Source organism: Rhizobium bangladeshense (genome assembly GCF_001662075.1).
In the GTDB taxonomy this organism is placed as follows: Bacteria; Pseudomonadota; Alphaproteobacteria; order Rhizobiales; family Rhizobiaceae; genus Rhizobium; species Rhizobium bangladeshense_B.
This window is the reverse complement of sequence record NZ_LYPL01000010.1, coordinates 249,409-267,035: the sequence shown is the minus strand read 5'-3', so window position 1 is coordinate 267,035 and position 17,627 is coordinate 249,409. Positions and strand designations below refer to the sequence as shown.

Below are 17,627 nucleotides of genomic sequence, written 5' to 3'. Positions count from 1 at the left end.
CGCCAAGCTCAAACAATGGCGACGTCTCGCCACACGCTACGACAAACTCGCAGCCAATTTCCTCGGCTTCATCAAGCTGGCAAGCATCATGCTTTGGCTCAAATAGTTAATTTGTCACCACGGCCTAGAGCATGATGCCGAAAAGTGTGAGCGGTTTTCGGACGACATCATGCTCTAACTCTTTAATGTAGAACAGGATTCAGATTTTAGGCCGACCGGGCCTAAAATCATCCTGTTCTAGGCAAATACCTCTGCGCGCGCTTCGGGACTCAACGGGTCCGGTCCGAACTTGTTAGGCCCTTTGGTGCCAGGAAGCAGGGAAATAACAATCGTCACAGGGGCTGTGAGGAGCATGGCATTGGGAATAAAGCTCAGGGCAAACAGCGCGAGATACCAACCGGAAATGTTGCGATCATGGAAAATGGCATAGGGAATAAAGGCCAGGGCAAACAGCGCGAGATACCACCAACCGGAAATGTTGCGATCATGGAAGCGGCGAACCTGCAGGGATATCAGCGGCAAAAGCATTGCGAGCGTGAACAACATCCAGATGACCACGGTATAATGAGCCGGTGACGGGGCTCCGCCGCCACTGGTTAGGAAGGCGAGCACGGTGGCCAGAATTGCAAGCGGGAACAGCGCCAGCACATAGAAGAGCCCAAACCACCAATATTCAGAGCGGGAGGCTCTGCCAGAAAAGGTTGCGTATTTCTGCTTCAGTACTGTTCGAACAGCTTCAGTAAATCTCATTGAAATGCCCCTCAATCCCCATTAGGGCAAGCGTCGCAAGATCTCACGCCGGCTTGCCACTATAATTCCGATGGACACAGCTACAATTCAAACGCAAAGATTGCAAGAAGTCCGCATCCTTCAAACACCGCTGTATTAAAAGCACAACGCTCCCGTCCCCATCAGGCGGCGGAGCCGAGGTGACGGTGCGGGATCTGCCTGGGCGCACTCGGTCAACCGACGCGCCGCCGTAGCACCTATTCGGCAGACTGCATCACCAGCGACTGATGGCAATGCACTCCGGCGAGCACGCCGGAGGCCGAAGCAAGCGTGCCGCTGTGCATGGAGCTTGCCGCATCGCCGGCCGCGAAGACGCCCGTGATGCTGGTCTCCTTGTTTTCGCCGATCCGGACGACCGGCCCGAAGGCACCGTCATCGAAAGCGCAGCCGAGTTGCTCGGCAACGGGGCTCGACATCGCCGTCTTCGGCGCGACGAATATGGCGTCGAGCGGCACTATCCGGCCATCGGCGAGGCGCACCGCCTCGAGCTTCGGAGTATCGCCCAGCAATTCCACGACCGGGCTGCGTTCGATGCGCACCCCGCGGGCCGTCAGCCGCGCCAGCTGCTCTTCATCAGGCTCGAACAGCGCCTGGGTGAAAAACGTCGTCGCGCCCCAGTCCGGGATCATCATGGCCGAATGCGCCGAGTGCGGATGATTTGCAAGGACGCCAAGCGCGCCGCCGCTCACCTCATAGCCGTGGCAATAAGGGCAGTGCAGCACCGTGCGGCCCCAGCGGTCGCCGAGGCCGGCAATGTCGGGAAGCGTGTCGCTGACGCCGGTTGCGAGAATGAGGCGGCGAGCGCGTTCTTCGCCGCCGTCTTCGATGCCGATGACGAATTCGTCATCCTCCTTCTGCGCGTGGGCGACCTTGCCGTCGCGCAGCGTGATGTTCGGATAAAGCCCAAGCTGCCGCTTCCCCTCCCGCATGATCGCCGCAGGCGCCTGGCCGTCCTGGCCGAGGAAACCGTGTGCGGCCTGCGAAAACCGGTTGCGCGGCTTGCCCGCATCGACGAGCAGAACCCGCCGCCGCGCACGGGCAAGCTGCATGGCGGCCGACAGGCCGGCAAAATTGCCGCCGATGACGATGACTTCGTAGGGCATGCGCTGACTCCTTCGATACTGCATGTGATGCATCATCATAAGTTACATGAAACAACGGGGTCAAGCCTCATGTCACTTGTTTTGTTACGAGTCCCTTGCGATAATGTCTGCTCGATCGACAGGACAAAATCATGCGCAACGACAGTCGCCTTTCCCGCATGCTGCACGTGCTGATCCACATGGATCGGCATGCACATTCGGCAACCTCCGAGATGATTGCAAGGATGCTGAACACCAATCCAGTCGTCGTCCGCCGCACCATGGCCGGCCTGCGCGAACAGGGCTATGTCCGCTCCGAAAAGGGTCACGGCGGTGGCTGGACGCTGGTGCGGCCCTTGTCTGAGATCACCCTGCTCGACGTCTACAACGCGCTCGGCGAACCCCACCTCTTCGCGATCGGCCCCGCCGACGATCAGCCGCAGTGCCTGGTAGAACAGGCGGTCAATCACGCTGTCGCCGACGCGATGAAGGAGGCTGAAGCGCTGCTGCTGAGACGGTTGGGCAGCGTGTCGCTGGAAGAAATCGCGGCTGAATTCGAGGCAAAACTCGCAGCCCGATCATCTACGGCTTATTCCTGTGCCTCATGAAGGATGCTATGCCATGCTATACAGCGGGTAACGCCGTTCCAGAGCAGGTCCGAGACGCGGCAGCAGCAGAAGTTCGTGATGTTCAGCTTCTGCCAGTCTTGCCTTTTCCTGGCGCAGGACCGTGAACGCCCGCCTCACGCTCATAGAGGCCAACCGTGGCAAACGCCCTACGGCCTCCTACACCCTCCGATACAGAAAATACCGCCCTTCCTTGATCCCGTCCGGCAGCGGCAGTGCCGCAAGCTCCGGATGCTCCAGCGGGAGGCCGCTGACGGCGATGCCGTTCGGGGCGAGCACGCCGGCGATCAGTTGCGGTAGCCAGGTCAGCGTCACCGCGTCTATCTCGTCATGGCCGGTGCCAATGTCGGCATGGGCCAGCGCCGCGCCGATGCCGAGGAAGGCCTGGCCGGAGTCGCGGATATTGCCGGTCACCATGTCTTCCGGCTCGGGGGTCGACGCGGAATAGGAGCGGACCTCCCAGTCGAAGGCGATGATGCGGCGGCCGGGAAAATGCTCGCGCAGGTGATCATAGGTGCGGCCATTGCCGAGGCCGAATTCCAGCACCGGGCCGTCGATTTCCGCGACCAGATCGGTGATTGCGTTCAGAATGTCGCGTTGGGCCGTCAACCGGCGAATGAAGCTGTCGAGGCGGCTCATCGAAATCCGTATCCGTGATGAAATCGTGAGCGCGTGCTAACACCGAAAGCTTGCCAAGTCGATTGCCGTAAATGGGAATTGGCGTTGCAGTGGCAATATGGGTCTGTGCTAAGGTCGATGACATGGAAACAGTGACCGACGAAGACTTCTTTGCCGCCGTGCCGCACTTCAGCGCCTTCGAGGGCGTGACGGATGCCGCCAACTACCGGCCGCTGCCCGATGGCTGGGTACTGGCGCTCGCCGATATCGTCGGCTCGACACAGGCGATCGCCGGCGGCCGGTACAAGGACGTCAACATGGCGGGCGCCAGCGTCATTTCGGCGGTGTTGAACGCCGTCGGCAAGGGCGACTATCCCTTCGTCTTCGGCGGCGACGGCGCGCTGATCGCGCTGCCGGGTTCGCTGGAGCAGACGGCCCGCGAAGCGCTTGCCGCCGTGCAGGTCTGGGTCGAGGAGGATCTCGGCCTGATGCTGCGCGTCGCCATCGTTCCGGTTGCCGATACCCGCGCTGAGGGGCTCGACGTGCGCGTCGCGCGTTATTCGGCAAGCCCCCATGTCACCTATGCGATGTTCTGGGGCGGCGGCACCAGCTGGGCGGAGCGGCAGATGAAGCAGGGCCATTACGGTATAGAGCGCGCGGCCCCGGGAACACGGCCCGATCTCGCCGGCCTTTCCTGCCGCTGGAGCCCGATCGACGCGCAGAACGGCGAGATCGTCTCGATCATCGCGGTTCCCGGCGAAGGCCGGCCGGGCGAAGAATTCCGCGACCTCGTCAACGGCATCGTCGCCATCACCGGCGAGCAGAACCGCGGCAGCCATCCGGTGCCGGCCGGCGGCCCGGATTTCGCCTTCTCACTGCACGGCATCAATCGCGAGGCCAAGGCCACAGCGCCGGTCGGCCGCCGTTTGCGGCAGAGACTCTTCATCTTCCTGCAGCTCGCCATCGTCGTTGTCTGCTACAAGCTCGGCATTCCGCTTGGCCGCTTCGATGCGCGCCGCTACAAGCGCGATGTCGCCGGCAATTCCGATTTCCGCAAGTTCGACGACGGTCTGAAAATGACGGTCGATGTCGACGCCGAGCATCTGAAGAGGATCGAGGCGCTCCTGGAAGAAGCGCGGGCAAAGGGCGTCGCCCGTTACGGGCTGCACCGGCAAGCCTCGGCGCTGATGACCTGCTTCGTGCCAACGCCGATCTCGCGCGACCACATGCATTTCATCGATGGCGCATCGGGCGGTTATGCCGTGGCTGCCAGCCGGATGACCGGTAAGGCGCTTTCGGCCGTTTCCGTCACGCCTTGATGACATGATCGGCCGACAGGCCGAGCCGGTTGAAGACGTTGCGGGTGTCGATGATCAGCGCGGCACTTTTTGCAAGCGCCGCATAATCCACCTTGTCATGGTCGGTCGCAACCAGCACCGCGTCATAAGCAGCGATCGCCTCCGGCGTCAGCGCCATCGATCGGCGGCCCTTCAGCGCCTGGTATTCGCGCGTCGGCGGGATTTCGGCGACGAAGGGGTCGTGATAGTCGGCCCGGCCGCCGCGTTCCTCGATGATCTCGATCAGCCGCAGCGACGGGCTTTCTCTTATATCGGCGACGTTCTTCTTGTAGGCGAGCCCAAGCACCAGCACCCGGCTGCGGCTCAGCGCCTTGCCGGCGCGGATGTCGAGCGCTTCTGCAAGCTTGCCGACGACATAGCGCGGCATCGCCGAATTGATCTCGCCGGCAAGCTCGATGAAGCGGGTCGGCAGCTCGTATTCGCGCGATTTCCAGGTGAGGTAGAAGGGATCGATCGGAATGCAATGGCCGCCGAGGCCGGGACCTGGATAGAAGGGCATGTAGCCGAAGGGCTTGGTCTTGGCCGCCTCGATCACCTCCCAGACATCGATGCCCATCGCCGCATAGACGGTCTTCAACTCGTTGACGAGGGCGATGTTGACCGAACGGAAGATGTTTTCGGTAAGCTTCACCGCCTCGGCCGTCGCATTCGAGGAAACAGGCACGACAGTCGATACCGCCGCACCATAGAAGGCCTTCATCAGCGCCAGCGCCTCCGGCCCGTCGCCGGCGACGACCTTCGGGATGGTGGCGGTGTGATAGTGCTGGTTGCCGGGATCCTCGCGCTCCGGCGAGAAGCCGACGAAGAAATCCGCGCCGGATCTCAGCCCGGTGCCTTCGAGAATGACCTTGACGATATCGTCGGTCGTGCCGGGATAGGTGGTCGATTCCAGCACGACGAGCTGACCGGGGCGCAGATGCTGGGCGATCGAGCGCGACGTCGCCTCGACGAAGGAAAGATCGGGATCGCGATGTTTGGTGAGCGGCGTCGGCACGCAGATGATGATGACGTCGCAGGCGGCCAGACCGGCGAAATCGGTCGTCGCCTCGAACCGGCCTGCATCGATCTCGGCCGCAAGGGCTGCATCGCTGACGGCATCGATATAGGAGCGGCGGGCATCGAGCGCCACCAGCTTGGAAGGGTCGATGTCGAAGCCGGTGACCGCAAAGCCGCTACGCGCAACGGCGATCGCCAGCGGCAGGCCGACATAGCCGAGCCCGATAACGCCGACGCGCGCCGCACGGGTTTCGATCTTCTGCAAAAGCGTATCGAAGGTGGAGGTGGCCAAGGCGGGATCTCTCAAACGGGGAATTCAGGAAGCTGATCTAATGCATGATCGCGTGGAATTAAACCCGGGGGCGGATGTTCCTGTTCTCCCCGCGGCATGTCGCCCCGTCAGTGCCGGTGGCTGCCCCTCACCCTAGCCCTTGCCGGGGTCGAGCCACTGGTCTCGACCCGTCCTTCGGACCCCCGTAAAACGGGGAGAGGGGACGTGCCGTGCGCCAAGTGGGTGGGAACGGAGAGGTCGCGGCTTGTCCCCTTCTCCCCGCGTGCGGGGAGAAGGCGCCGGCAGGCGGATGAGGGGCTGGTCTAGGTGATCTCCCGAGCCCCGGAAATCGCTTAGCCGGGTGTGGCCAAAATGCCCCGCCGCCGCCCCTTACTGCAACTTTGAAGCACAAAAAGATTCCCCGCCCATTGTTTCGCATATGCAGCATCCCTATTTTGATTTTTGATAATGAACCACCGAGAAAGGACCACCCGTCCGATCCCTCTCCAGGGAGCAAGGGGCGCCCGCTGCCGGGCCTCGGCAGATCGTTGACACTATATTACCGCTCGTACATCCTGATTTCCCTATGACCTGCGCATGGAAATGTGCCGGCCGAAGGCGTTTTTCTTTTGGGATGGCGTGTCTTATGAGGATCATACCGAGAATGAGCACGATCGATTCCAGCGTGTCGCCCATCCTGCTGGACCGGGTCGCCGAATGGTTGACGAATTCTTCGCTGGCAGGCGACGATCTCGAGAACATCGTGCGCGGCTTTTGCGAAAGGATTGCCGCCGCAGGCCTACCGATCGCGCGCGTGCACCTGACATTCTCGATGCTGCATCCGCTCTACGATGCGTTGAGCTTCACCTGGCGGCGCGCCAGCGGCGTCACCATCGAAGGCTTCCGCATGCCGGCCGGGCAGAAGCCGGACCGCTTCCTGCAGAGCCCCTATTATTACCTGCTCGACAACAACCTGCAGCACATCCGCCGCCGGCTGTCGCAGGATGGACCGGCCGAATTCCCGATCTTCGAGGACCTGCGCAAGGACAAGTTCACCGATTACCTCGCCTTCGTGCAGCCCTTCGGCGACGGCTCGGTGCAGGGAATGATGGGCTCGTGGTCGACGGACCACAATAACGGCTTTTCCGACGACATGATCGACGCGCTTTTGAGGATGCAGAACCATCTGGCGGTCGCCGCCAAGATGGCCGTGCTCGGCAAGCTCGCCAACAACATGCTGACCACCTATCTCGGCGGCGACGCCGGCAAGCGGGTGCTGAACGGCCAGATCCGCCGCGGCGACGGCGAGACGATCCGTGCCGCCCTCGTCATGGGCGACATGCGCGAATCCACCATGTATGCCGAAAAGGAGGGCCGCCAGGCCTATATCGATACGCTGAACCAGTTCTTCGACGCGATCGCCGCCCCCTTCAACCGGAATGGCGGCGAAATCCTGAGCTTCCTCGGCGACGGCTTCCTCGCCGTCTATCCCTGCGGGCGCCATAAGGACCCGTCGAAAATCGCCTGCGAAGCAGCACTTTCGGCCGTCCACCAGGCGCAGGCGCGGGTGGCCGAGCTCAACAACGACCGCCAGCAGAAGGGTCTCAGCAAGATCGGCTACGGCATCGGCCTGCATGTCGGCAACGTCATGTTCGGCAATGTCGGCCTCAAGGACCGCCTGACCTTCTCCGCCTTCGGATCGGCGGTCAACGAGGTGCAGCGTCTGCAGATCCTGACCAAGAAATACGGCCGCGAGGTCGTTGCCAGCCAAGCTTTCGCCGGCTATTGCGGCGGCGAGTGGACGCGGCTCGGCGAAGAGAAGCTGCGCGGCATCCGCCAGAAGGTGACGGTGCTGCAGCCGCGCACGCCGGCCCCGGAGATCCATGTCGACGAACACTTCCGCGAGGCCGTGCAGAACGGCCTTTCCGAAGCCGAGCAGGTCATCCTGCTGCACCGGGACGCGAAGAAACAGGTCAAGCGCACAAGCATGGAGAAGTTCATCCAGTAAGACGCCAGGCCGGCGCCGATAAAACTGCGTGTTTCGTCCGATGACCAAGGCGAAAGGCGGCGATATCCCCTTGATTGTCATCAACTAGACACCCCGTTTGCGGTACGATAGTGTGCCTGAAAGGGAACATAGAAGACTGGGGAATATCATTGGTATGGCGTCCGCTGCCGATTTGTTGCGTATCGAGAATCTCGACGTCTCCTTCTCCGTTTTCGGCGACCGGCTGCGTGTCGTAAAGGAAGCCAATCTCCGCATTCTTCCGGGCAAGGTCACCGCTCTCGTCGGTGAATCCGGCTCGGGCAAATCGGTGATCAGTCAAGCGATCATGGGCATCCTGCCCAATCCGGCCAAGGCATCGGGCAGCATCCTCTTCACCGATCCGCTCGACGGCAGCACGACCGATATCCTCTCCTTGTCGCGCGACAGCGAGGAAATGCGCGATCTGCGCGGCCGGCGCATGGCGACGATCTTCCAGGAACCGATGACCTCGCTGTCGCCGCTGCATACGGTCGGCAACCAGATCAGCGAAGTGCTGTTGATCCACACCGAGATCGACAAGCAGCAGGCGCGTGAAAAAACCGAGGAAATGCTCGGTCTCGTCGGTTTTTCCAATCCGCACCGCACCTACGACATGTATCCGTTCGAATTGTCCGGCGGCATGCGCCAGCGCGCGATGATCGCCATGGCGCTGATCTGCAAGCCGGCGCTCTTGATCGCCGACGAGCCGACGACGGCCCTCGACGTGACGATCCAGGCGCAGATCCTGGAATTGCTGCGCGACCTGCAGGCCAAGCTCGGCATGGCGATGCTGCTCATCACCCACGATCTCGGCATCGTCGCCAACATGGCCGACGAGGTGGTCGTCATCTATCACGGCGAGATCATGGAGGCCGGGCCGGTCGAGGCGATCTTCCGCAATCCGCAGCATCCCTATCTCAAGGCCTTGATGGCCGCCGTTCCGCATTTCGACATGAAACCCGGCGAGCGGCTGAAGGCGCTGCGCGACGTGCCGGTCAATCTCGAGACTCTCGTCGGCAAGAAGAAGCCGCTGCAGGCGGAGGCGCCGGGCACGCTGCTGTCGGTCACCAATCTCTCGAAGACCTACAAGACGCGCAAGCGCAGTCTCCTCGGCAAGCATGAGGCCACCGTCCTGCGCGCCGTCGACGATGTCAGCTTCGACATCCGCCGCGGCGAATGTCTCGGCCTGGTCGGCGAATCCGGCTGCGGCAAGACCACGCTCAGCAAGATCCTGATGCGCGCCATCACACCCGACAGCGGCGCGGTCGTGTTCAACGACGGCAAGGATGTCGTCGACGTGCTTGCCGTCAAGGGGGACGAGCTGCAGGACATGCGCACCAAGATCCAGATGGTGTTCCAGGATCCGGTTTCCTCGCTGTCGCCGCGCATGACGGTTCGCAACATCCTCAGCGAACCGCTGGAGATCCACGATCGCGGCGACAGTGATGAGCGCAAGCGCAAGGTCGAGGGGCTGATGGGGGCGATCGGCCTCGACAAGCGTTATCTCAGCCGTTACCCGCACAGCTTCTCCGGCGGCCAGCGCCAGCGCATCGGCATTGCCCGCGCGCTTGCCCTCGGGCCAAAACTCATCATCCTCGACGAGCCGGTCTCGGCGCTCGACGTCTCCGTCCAGGCGCAGATCCTCAACCTGCTGAAGGATCTGCAGAAGGAGCTGGGGCTAACCTATCTCTTCATCTCGCACAACCTCGCCGTCGTCGATTACATGGCCGACCGCATCGCCGTCATGTGCAAGGGCCGCATCGTCGAGATCGCGCCGCGTGAAATCATCCTGCGCGATCCGGTGCACCCATATACGAAATCGCTGCTCGCCGCCGTCCCCTTCCCCGATCTCGACCGGCCGCTCGATTTCAAGGCGCTCCGGGAAAACGGCGCCGCCGACAAGCAGAATTGGGGCGTGACCTTCACCGCCGAGCATGACGATGCTTCCGAGCTTGCCTATGCCGATCTCGGCGACGGCCATCTGGTGCGCGCCCGCAAGGGCGCTACGGCCAAGGAGTTGCGCTGATGGTGACGCGTCGCACCTTTCTCGGCGGCCTTGTCGGTGCTGCGATCGCACCGGCGGTGCTTCGCGCCGATCAGGCAGTCGAGCCGGAATTCCTCAAGGAGCGGCTGGCCGCAGGCAGCCTGCCTGCTATGGCCGAGCGCATCCCCGCCCGTCCGCGCATCGTCAATCTGAAGGAGATGGGGCTCGAACCCGGCGCCTATGGCGGCACGGTGCGCACCATCATCGGCAGCCAGCGTGACATCCGCTTCATGACGATCTACGGCTATTCCCGCCTGATCGGCTACAACAAGCACCTGCAGTTCCAGCCGGACATCCTCGCCGATTTCTACGCCGAGGACGAGAAGGTCTTCACCTTCATGCTGCGCGAAGGCCATAAATGGTCCGACGGAGAGCCGTTCACCGCCGACGATTTCCGCTACTGGTGGGAAGACGTCATCCTGAACGACAAGCTGACGCCGGGCGGCGGCGCGCTCGAGCTGCGCCCGCATGGCAGCCTGCCGCGCTTCGAGATGCTCGATCCGCTGACGGTGCGCTATACGTGGGAAAAACCCAATCCGATGTTCCTGCCGGCGCTCGCAGGTCCCCAGCCGCTCGTCATCTTCGGACCGGCGCATTACCTCAAGCAATTCCATAAGAAGTTCCAGCCCGACGAGGCGAAGATGGAACAGATGATGAAGACCAGCCGCGTCAAGAAGTGGCAGGATCTGCACATCAAGATGGCCCGTTCCTACCGGCCGGAAAATCCCAACCTGCCGACGCTCGATCCCTGGCACAACACGACAGCGCTGCCGGCCGATCAATTCGTCTTCGAACGCAACCCGTTCTTCCACCGCGTCGACGAGACCGGCCGGCAGCTGCCCTATCTCGACCGTTTCGTCCTCAACGTCTCCTCCTCGTCGATCATCGCCGCCAAGGCGGGTGCGGGCGAAGCCGACCTGCAGGCGACCGGCATCGATTTCAACGACTACACCTTCCTGAAGGAGGCCGAAAAGCGCTTTCCGGTGAAGGTCAATCTCTGGAAGGTGGCGCGCGGCTCGCGCATCACGCTCTTGCCGAACCTCAACTGCGCCGACGAGGTGTGGCGCGGCCTGTTCCGCGACGTTCGCCTGCGCCGGGCGTTGTCGCTGGCGATCAACCGGCACGAGATCAACATGGTCGCCTTCTACGGCCTGGGCACGCCGAGCGCCGATACCGTGCTGCCCGACAGCCCGCTGTTCAAGCAGGAATATGCCGACGCCTTCGTCAAGTTCGATCCCGATGAGGCCAACCGCCTGCTCGACGAACTCGGCCTGACCAGGCACGGCGACGACGGCATAAGGCTGCTGCCGGACGGCCGGCGCGCCGAGATCACCGTCGAGACCGCCGGCGAAAGCAACCTCGATACCGACGTGCTGGAGCTGGTGCACGATCACTGGGCCAATATCGGCCTTGCTCTCTATACCCGCACCTCGCAGCGCGACGTCTTCCGCAACCGCGCCATGAGCGGCACGATCATGATGTCGATCTGGTACGGCCTCGACAATGGCGTGCCGACAGCCGACATGTCGCCCTCAGGCCTGGCGCCGACGCTCGACGATCAGCTGCAATGGCCGCTCTGGGGCATGCACTATCTCTCCGCCGGTCAGGAGGGTGTGGCGCCCGACCTGCCGGAGGCGGCCGAACTGGTCGATCTCCTCAAACAATGGGGTTCGACGGCGAAGTTCGAGGAGCGCCAGGCGATCTGGCACAGGATGCTGTCGCTCTATACGCAGCAGGTGTTTTCGATCGGCCTGATCAACAGCACGCTGCAGCCGATCCTTCGCGCCGCCAAGCTGCAGAACCTGCCGGAAAAAGCCCTCTACGGCTTCGATCCCACCTCCTATCTTGGCATCTACATGCCGGATGCATTCTGGTACAAGGAGGCCTGAGGCGTGCTCAGATACATTCTCTGGCGCATCGCCGCCATGGTACCGACGCTCTTCGTCATTTCGGCGCTGGTTTTCACCATCATCGAGCTACCGCCCGGCGACTTCTTCGAAAGCCAGATCGCCGAGCTGCGCGCCTCCGGCGAAACCGCCAATCTCCAGGAAATCGAGGAGATGCGCCAGCAATACGGCTTCGACAAGCCGGAGATCGTGCGCTACTTCTATTGGGTCGGCGGCATGCTGCATGGCGATTTCGGCTATTCCTTCGAATACCAGCTGCCGGTCTCCGACGTGGTCGGCGAACGGCTGTGGCTGACGATCCTCGTCTCCTTCACGACGATCCTGCTCACATGGCTGATAGCCTTTCCGATCGGCATCTATTCGGCGACGCACCAGTATAGCTGGAGCGACTACGGGCTGACCTTCCTCGGTCTGCTCGGCATCGCCATTCCCAACTTCATGCTGGCACTGATCCTGATGTATTTCGCCAATGTCTGGTTCGGGCTTTCGATCGGCCATCTGATGGACCAGCAATATCTCAACCAGCCGATGAGCTGGGAAAAGGCGAAGTCGATCCTCGCCCATCTCTGGATCCCCGTCATCATCGTCGGCACGGCCGGCACGGCCGGCATGATCCGGCGGCTGCGGGCCAATCTTCTCGACGAGATGCAGAAGCAATATGTGACGACGGCTCGCGCCAAGGGACTGCATCCAATGCGGGCGCTGGTCAAATATCCGCTGCGGATGGCGCTCAATTTCTTCATCGCCGATATCGGCTCGATCCTGCCGTCGATCATCTCGGGCGCCGAGATCGTCGCGATCGTTCTGTCGCTGGAAACGACCGGGCCGATGCTGATCAAGGCGCTGCAGAGCCAGGACATGTATCTCGCCGGCTCCTTCCTGATGTTCCTCGCCTTCCTCAACGTTATCGGCGTTCTGATCTCCGATATCGCCCTCGGTTTCCTCGATCCCCGCATCCGTCTGCAAGGCAGGAGCACCAAATAATGTCGCCCCTTCCCGCACCCGGCGCGCCGCTGCCGCACTACGTCTCCACCGCACCTTTCGATCCGCATGCGACCGAAACCATGACGGCGGCGCGATCGCGCATCCATCTCGCTTCGCAGAAGAAGCTGATGTGGTGGAAGTTCAAGCAGCACCGGCTGGCCTTGGTCTCCGGCATCTTTCTCGCCGCAATCTACCTGATGATCCTGATCGTCGAGTTCCTGGCGCCCTACGGCCTGCACACCCGCAATGTCGATTTCATCCATGCGCCGCCGCAGCGCGTCCATTTCTTCGACAAGGGAGAATTCGTCGGCCCCTTCGTCTACGGCCGCAGCATGACGCTCGACCTCGATACGCTGCACCGCGTCTATACAGACCGGCCCAACGACGTGCAGCCGATCCGTTTCTTCTGCCGCGGCGATTCCTATAAGTTCTGGGGCCTCGTCGCCTCGAACTATCATCTGGTCTGTCCGGCGATCGGCGGCCAGATGTTCCTGCTCGGCACCGACCGGCTCGGCCGCGACGTGCTGTCGCGCATCCTTTACGGCGCGCGGATCTCGCTGACGATCGGTCTGATCGGCATCGCGATCAGTTTCGTGCTCGGCATCGTCATCGGCGGTCTTGCCGGTTATTGGGGCGGCGTTTTCGATCTCATCGTCCAGCGCCTGATCGAGATTTTGCAATCGCTGCCGAGCCTGCCGCTGTGGATGGCGCTCGCCGCCATCATGCCGGTGACCTGGAGCCCGATCGTCATCTATTTCGGCATCACCGTCATCCTCGGCATCATCGACTGGACCGGGCTCGCGCGTGCCGTGCGCTCGAAACTGCTGGCGCTGCGCGAGGAGGATTACGTGCAGGCGGCACAGCTGATGGGCGCCAGCACGCCGCGTATCATCGGTCGCCATCTGGTGCCGGGCTTCATGTCGCATCTCATCGCCTCGGCGACGATTTCGATCCCCGGCATGATCCTCGGCGAGACCGCGCTCTCCTTCCTCGGCCTCGGTCTTCGCCCGCCGATCACCAGCTGGGGCATTCTGCTGACCGAGGCAAAGAGCGTCAGCGTCATCGCCTTCTATCCTTGGCTGCTCTTTCCGATCATTCCTGTTGTTCTTGTCATTTTGGCGTTCAACTTTCTGGGAGACGGCTTGCGCGATGCGGCAGATCCCTACAAATAGCAGGAAACCCGGCGGCGCCGCACGGCACCGCCCCCGCCTCGTGGCCTCCGGACGGTGGGGGTACTAACGCATGTTGTTCACCCCGGAGGGAACACCCATGGCCAGACGTCTCGAAGATGCACGCATCCTCATGTACAGCCACGACACCTTCGGCCTCGGCCACCTGCGCCGCTGTCGCGCCATCGCCCATGCGCTGGTCGAGGATTATCGAGGCCTCAACATCCTGATCATTTCGGGCGCGACGATCGCCGGCGCCTTCGACTACCGCGCCCGCGTCGACTTCGTGAAAATCCCGAGCGTCATCAAGCTGCGCAACGGCGAATATACGTCGCTCGCCAGCCATATCGACCTGCACGAGACGCTGAAGATGCGCGAATCGAGCATCCGCCACACCGCCGAGACCTTCCAGCCCGACATTTTCATCGTCGACAAGGAGCCGATGGGGCTGAAGGGCGAGGTCGAGGATACGCTCGCCTATCTTAAGGCCCGCGGCACCGTGCTGGTGCTCGGCCTGCGCGAGATCATGGACGCGCCGCATCTGCTCGATGCCGAGTGGAAAAGAAACGGCATCATGCAGAAGATCGACCAATATTACGACAGCGTCTGGGTCTACGGCCCGCCTGATTTCTACGACCCGCTGATCGGTCTCGACGTGCCGGCCAGCCTGCGCCGGAAGATGGATTTCGTCGGCTTCCTGCAGCGCAGCGTTTCCAAGGGCAAAACTTCGATCCACGCCCGCAAGGACAATTACCTCCTCGTGACCACAGGCGGCGGCGGCGATGGTTCCGATCTCGTCCACGACGTGATGAATGCCTATGAGGCCGATCCGACGCTGACGCAGAAGGCGCTCGTCGTGCTCGGGCCCTATATGCCGGCCGCCGAGCGCGCCAAGCTGGTGCAGAAGGGCGAAGCCATCCCCTATATCGAGGTGATCGAGTTCGACAACCATATGGAAGAGCTGATCGACGGCGCCACCGGTGTCGTCGCCATGGGCGGCTACAACACCTATTGCGAGATCCTCTCCTTCGACAAACCGGCCCTCATCGTGCCGCGCGTCAAACCGCGCCAGGAACAGCTGCTGCGCGCCAAGCGGGCCAGCGAGCTCGGCCTCGTCGACATGCTGCTGCCGGAACAATCGGTCGACCCCACCATTATGGCCGAGGCGCTGAAGCGGCTGCCCTCCCGCCTGCCGCCATCGAAGAGCGGCAGCAACATGCATCTCGAAGGGCTCGACCACATCTCGCAGACCGTCGGCCGGTGGATCGACGGCCGCGCCAGCCACCTCGCCCTCGTCGGCGCGGAATAGGACCAAGCCTTGCCGCCACGCCGCAAGATTCTCGTCGTGCTGAAAGGCTATCCCCGCCTTTCAGAAACCTTCATCGCCCAGGAGCTGCTCGGCCTCGAAAAGGCCGGCTTCGACCTGACGCTGATTTCGATGCGCCGGCCGACCGACAAGAAACGCCATCCCGTGCATGACGAGATCAGGGCGCGCGTAGTCTACCTGCCGGAATATCTGCACGAGGAGCCGATCCGGGTGCTGAAAGGCCTTATCGCCGGCTTCTCGAAACCCGGCTTCAAGGCGCTGATCAAACGTTTTCTAGCCGATCTGCCACGCGACCTCTCGCGCAACCGCTTCCGCCGCCTCGGCCAGGCGCTGGTGCTGGGGCGCGAATGGCCTGATGGAGGCGAGTGGCTGCATGCGCATTTCATCCACACGCCGGCCTCGGTGACGGAATATGCAAGCATCCTGACGGGCACGCCCTGGAGCTGTTCGGCGCATGCCAAAGACATATGGACGTCGCCCGACTGGGAGCTCACCGAGAAACTGAACAGCGCCCGCTGGACGGTCACCTGCACCCGGACGGGCTACGAGCACATGCGCACGCTGACATCCCGCAAGGATGCCGTGCACTTGAGTTACCACGGTCTAGACCTCGCCCGTTTCGGTCATTTTGCCGGCGAGCGTTCGCGGCGGACCGGCGATGATCCGAACGATCCGGCCTTCATCCTGAGCGTCGGCCGCGCCGTCGAGAAGAAGGGCTATGACGTGCTGCTGCGCGCCCTCGCCCTGCTGCCCGCCGATCTGCACTGGCGCATGGAGCATATCGGCGGCGGCGAGGCGCTGGCGAAGCTGAAGGCGCTCGCCGCCGAGTTGGGCCTTTCCGACCGCATCGTCTGGAAGGGCGCCATGGCACAGGACGACGTGCTCGATCACTATCGCCGCGCCGACCTCTTCGCGCTCGCCTGCCGGATCGCCGCCAATGGCGACCGCGACGGCCTGCCGAACGTGCTTGTGGAAGCCTCGAGCCAGCGGCTGGTTTGCATTTCGACCGAAGTCTCCGGCGTGCCGGAACTTCTGAGGGACGGCGAAAACGGCCTCGTCGTGCCGCCGGAAGATCCGGCGCTGTTGGCCAGAGCCCTGGAGGCGGCGATCCGCGACCCGGCGCTGCGCAAGCGCCTCGGCGACGCCGCCGAAAGGCGGGTACGCGACGATTTCGACTATCACTCCAGCATCAGACAGCTCAGCGGCCTGTTCGAGGCCGAATGGCAGAAGGCGTCATGACGGCACCGCGTATCTTCTTCTACGTCCAGCACCTGCTCGGCATCGGCCATATCGCCCGCGCCAGCCGCATCGCCAATGCGCTCGTCAAGGACGGTTTCGACGTCACTGTCGTGACCGGAGGCTTGCCGGTGCCGGGCTTTCCCGGAGAGGGCATCAAGACCGTGGCGCTGCCGGCGGTGGTTGCCGGCAATGCCGGCTTTTCCGGCCTCGCCGATGCCGACGGTCGGCCGGCGGGCGAGGATTTCCTCCACGCCCGCCGCGACCTGCTGCTCGAGACCTTTCATGCGGCAAGGCCCGATGTCGTCATCATCGAAGCCTTCCCTTTCGGCCGGCGGCAGATGCGCTTCGAACTGCTGCCCCTGCTCGCGGCGATCGAGAAAGCCGAACCGCGGCCGAAGCTGCTGAGCTCGGTACGCGACATCCTGCAGGAGAACCGCAAGGCCGGCCGCGACGCGGAAACCGCAGCCCTGGTCAGGGATCATTTCGACGCCGTGCTCGTCCACGGCGATCCCGGCTTCGTCAGGCTCGAGGACACCTTCCCGCTGACGGCAGAGATTGCCGACAGGGTACGCTATACCGGCCTCGTCGCCGCCCCGCCGGCGCCGGAACCGGATGAGACCTTCGACATCATCGCCTCGGCGGGCGGCGGCGCCGTCGGCGCGGCGCTGATCGGCGCGGCGAAAGAGGCGGCGGCGTTATTGCCAGCCGACCTTCGCTGGCTGCTGATCGCAGGGCCGAACCTGCCGGAGGCCGATTTCGCCGCGCTGTCGCAGGATGCGCCCGCGAATGTGACGCTGGTGCGCTTCCGCAAGGATTTTCCCTCGCTGCTGCGCGGCGCCAAGGTCTCGATCTCGCAGGCCGGCTACAACACGGTCGGCGACCTCCTGCGCAGTCAATGCCGGGCAATCCTGATCCCCTTCGTCGCCGGCGGCGAGACCGAGCAGACGGTGCGCGCCGAACGGCTGCAGGCACTTGACCTCGCCGATATCCTGCCAGAAGAGGGACTGACGCCGGGCCATGTGAAGGAAGCCGTCGAAAAGGCGCTCGCCGCACCGCGTCCCGGGACGGCCATGCTCGATCTCGACGGAGCCGAGAAGACCGCCGCCATCATTCGCTCCATGATTGCCGAATCGCTCGCCTAATTCAAAAATCCTGTGATATAAGCAAAGTTCCGGCGAGAATCGGCCTTTC

14 protein-coding genes and 1 pseudogene are annotated in these 17,627 nt (G+C 62.9%); 11 read left to right on the top strand and 4 right to left on the bottom strand.

Translation table 11 applies throughout. The annotated features are described in order from the left end of the window. Positions 1-106: pseudogene (locus A7X77_RS20680) on the top strand (IS5 family transposase); the annotation flags it as partial. Between the two features lie 131 nt (positions 107-237). On the opposite strand, the gene A7X77_RS20675 reads toward A7X77_RS20680, so the two are convergent. Together A7X77_RS20675 and A7X77_RS20670 are read right to left on the bottom strand one after the other, a co-directional pair. Next, positions 238-750 (bottom strand): DUF805 domain-containing protein, encoded by a 513-nt coding sequence (locus tag A7X77_RS20675; protein ID WP_064684705.1) that lies wholly within the window; start codon positions 748-750, stop codon positions 238-240. A 236-nt stretch (positions 751-986) separates the two neighbouring features. Continuing rightward, positions 987-1,892 (bottom strand): NAD(P)/FAD-dependent oxidoreductase, encoded by a 906-nt coding sequence (locus tag A7X77_RS20670; RefSeq protein ID WP_064684704.1) that lies wholly within the window; start codon positions 1,890-1,892, stop codon positions 987-989. Positions 1,893-2,023: 131 nt separating this feature from the next. On the opposite strand from A7X77_RS20670, the gene A7X77_RS20665 reads away from it, so the two are divergent. Further along, positions 2,024-2,479 (top strand): Rrf2 family transcriptional regulator, encoded by a 456-nt coding sequence (locus A7X77_RS20665; RefSeq protein WP_064684703.1) that lies wholly within the window; start codon positions 2,024-2,026, stop codon positions 2,477-2,479. A gap of 177 nt (positions 2,480-2,656) precedes the next feature. Here the strand turns inward: A7X77_RS20665 and A7X77_RS20660 are convergent, their stop codons facing one another. Beyond that, the gene (locus tag A7X77_RS20660; RefSeq protein ID WP_064684702.1) at positions 2,657-3,136 is read right to left on the bottom strand and encodes a class I SAM-dependent methyltransferase; all 480 of its coding nucleotides are present in this window, start codon (positions 3,134-3,136) and stop codon (positions 2,657-2,659) included. Between the two features lie 122 nt (positions 3,137-3,258). On the opposite strand from A7X77_RS20660, the gene A7X77_RS20655 reads away from it, so the two are divergent. After that, complete coding sequence (locus tag A7X77_RS20655) at positions 3,259-4,434, top strand: DUF3095 domain-containing protein (RefSeq protein ID WP_064684701.1); 1,176 nt, start codon at positions 3,259-3,261, stop codon at positions 4,432-4,434. Here the strand turns inward: A7X77_RS20655 and A7X77_RS20650 are convergent. Beyond that, a complete protein-coding gene (locus A7X77_RS20650) occupies positions 4,424-5,761 on the bottom strand; it encodes a nucleotide sugar dehydrogenase (RefSeq protein WP_064684700.1) in 1,338 nt (445 codons plus the stop codon). The two genes, A7X77_RS20655 and A7X77_RS20650, sit on opposite strands and share 11 nt — an antisense overlap. 643 nt (positions 5,762-6,404) lie before the next feature. Here A7X77_RS20650 and A7X77_RS20645 point away from each other — a divergent pair. The 8 genes from A7X77_RS20645 (at position 6,405) to A7X77_RS20610 (ending at position 17,578) form a co-directional block, all read left to right on the top strand. Further along, positions 6,405-7,748 carry an adenylate/guanylate cyclase domain-containing protein gene (locus tag A7X77_RS20645; RefSeq protein WP_064684699.1) on the top strand — a complete coding sequence of 448 codons (1,344 nt, stop codon included), beginning with the start codon at positions 6,405-6,407 and terminating at the stop codon, positions 7,746-7,748. A 154-nt stretch (positions 7,749-7,902) separates the two neighbouring features. Continuing rightward, entirely contained in the window at positions 7,903-9,792 is a 1,890-nt protein-coding gene (locus tag A7X77_RS20640; protein WP_064684698.1) for an ABC transporter ATP-binding protein, read from the top strand. Continuing rightward, the gene (locus A7X77_RS20635) at positions 9,792-11,699 is read left to right on the top strand and encodes an ABC transporter substrate-binding protein (protein ID WP_064684697.1); all 1,908 of its coding nucleotides are present in this window, start codon (positions 9,792-9,794) and stop codon (positions 11,697-11,699) included. Before A7X77_RS20640 ends, A7X77_RS20635 begins: the two co-directional genes overlap by 1 nt. 3 nt (positions 11,700-11,702) lie before the next feature. Then, positions 11,703-12,701: an ABC transporter permease gene (locus A7X77_RS20630; protein WP_064684696.1), complete on the top strand. Its 999-nt coding sequence runs from the start codon at positions 11,703-11,705 to the stop codon at positions 12,699-12,701. Continuing rightward, on the top strand, positions 12,701-13,873 hold the full coding sequence (locus tag A7X77_RS20625) for an ABC transporter permease (protein WP_064684695.1): 1,173 nt from the start codon (positions 12,701-12,703) through the stop codon (positions 13,871-13,873). The genes A7X77_RS20630 and A7X77_RS20625 overlap by 1 nt, the downstream gene beginning before the upstream one ends. 97 nt (positions 13,874-13,970) lie before the next feature. Further along, positions 13,971-15,179 (top strand): glycosyltransferase family protein, encoded by a 1,209-nt coding sequence (locus tag A7X77_RS20620; RefSeq protein WP_064684694.1) that lies wholly within the window; start codon positions 13,971-13,973, stop codon positions 15,177-15,179. Between the two features lie 9 nt (positions 15,180-15,188). Beyond that, the gene (locus A7X77_RS20615) at positions 15,189-16,436 is read left to right on the top strand and encodes a glycosyltransferase family 4 protein (RefSeq protein WP_064684693.1); all 1,248 of its coding nucleotides are present in this window, start codon (positions 15,189-15,191) and stop codon (positions 16,434-16,436) included. After that, complete coding sequence (locus A7X77_RS20610) at positions 16,433-17,578, top strand: glycosyltransferase family protein (protein WP_064684723.1); 1,146 nt, start codon at positions 16,433-16,435, stop codon at positions 17,576-17,578. The genes A7X77_RS20615 and A7X77_RS20610 overlap by 4 nt, the downstream gene beginning before the upstream one ends. The last annotated feature ends 49 nt before the right edge of the window (positions 17,579-17,627 follow it).

Excerpts from the sequence above, each read along its gene's own strand:
- A7X77_RS20675 (WP_064684705.1), bottom strand. The coding sequence starts at position 750 with ATGAGATTTACTGAAGCTGTTCGAACAGTACTGAAGCAGAAATACGCA.
- A7X77_RS20670 (WP_064684704.1), bottom strand. The coding sequence starts at position 1,892 with ATGCCCTACGAAGTCATCGTCATCGGCGGCAATTTTGCCGGCCTGTCG.
- A7X77_RS20665 (WP_064684703.1), top strand. The coding sequence starts at position 2,024 with ATGCGCAACGACAGTCGCCTTTCCCGCATGCTGCACGTGCTGATCCAC.
- A7X77_RS20660 (WP_064684702.1), bottom strand. The coding sequence starts at position 3,136 with ATGAGCCGCCTCGACAGCTTCATTCGCCGGTTGACGGCCCAACGCGAC.
- A7X77_RS20655 (WP_064684701.1), top strand. The coding sequence starts at position 3,259 with ATGGAAACAGTGACCGACGAAGACTTCTTTGCCGCCGTGCCGCACTTC.
- A7X77_RS20645 (WP_064684699.1), top strand. The coding sequence starts at position 6,405 with ATGAGCACGATCGATTCCAGCGTGTCGCCCATCCTGCTGGACCGGGTC.
- A7X77_RS20640 (WP_064684698.1), top strand. The coding sequence starts at position 7,903 with ATGGCGTCCGCTGCCGATTTGTTGCGTATCGAGAATCTCGACGTCTCC.
- A7X77_RS20635 (WP_064684697.1), top strand. The coding sequence starts at position 9,792 with ATGGTGACGCGTCGCACCTTTCTCGGCGGCCTTGTCGGTGCTGCGATC.
- A7X77_RS20625 (WP_064684695.1), top strand. The coding sequence starts at position 12,701 with ATGTCGCCCCTTCCCGCACCCGGCGCGCCGCTGCCGCACTACGTCTCC.
- A7X77_RS20620 (WP_064684694.1), top strand. The coding sequence starts at position 13,971 with ATGGCCAGACGTCTCGAAGATGCACGCATCCTCATGTACAGCCACGAC.
- A7X77_RS20610 (WP_064684723.1), top strand. The coding sequence starts at position 16,433 with ATGACGGCACCGCGTATCTTCTTCTACGTCCAGCACCTGCTCGGCATC.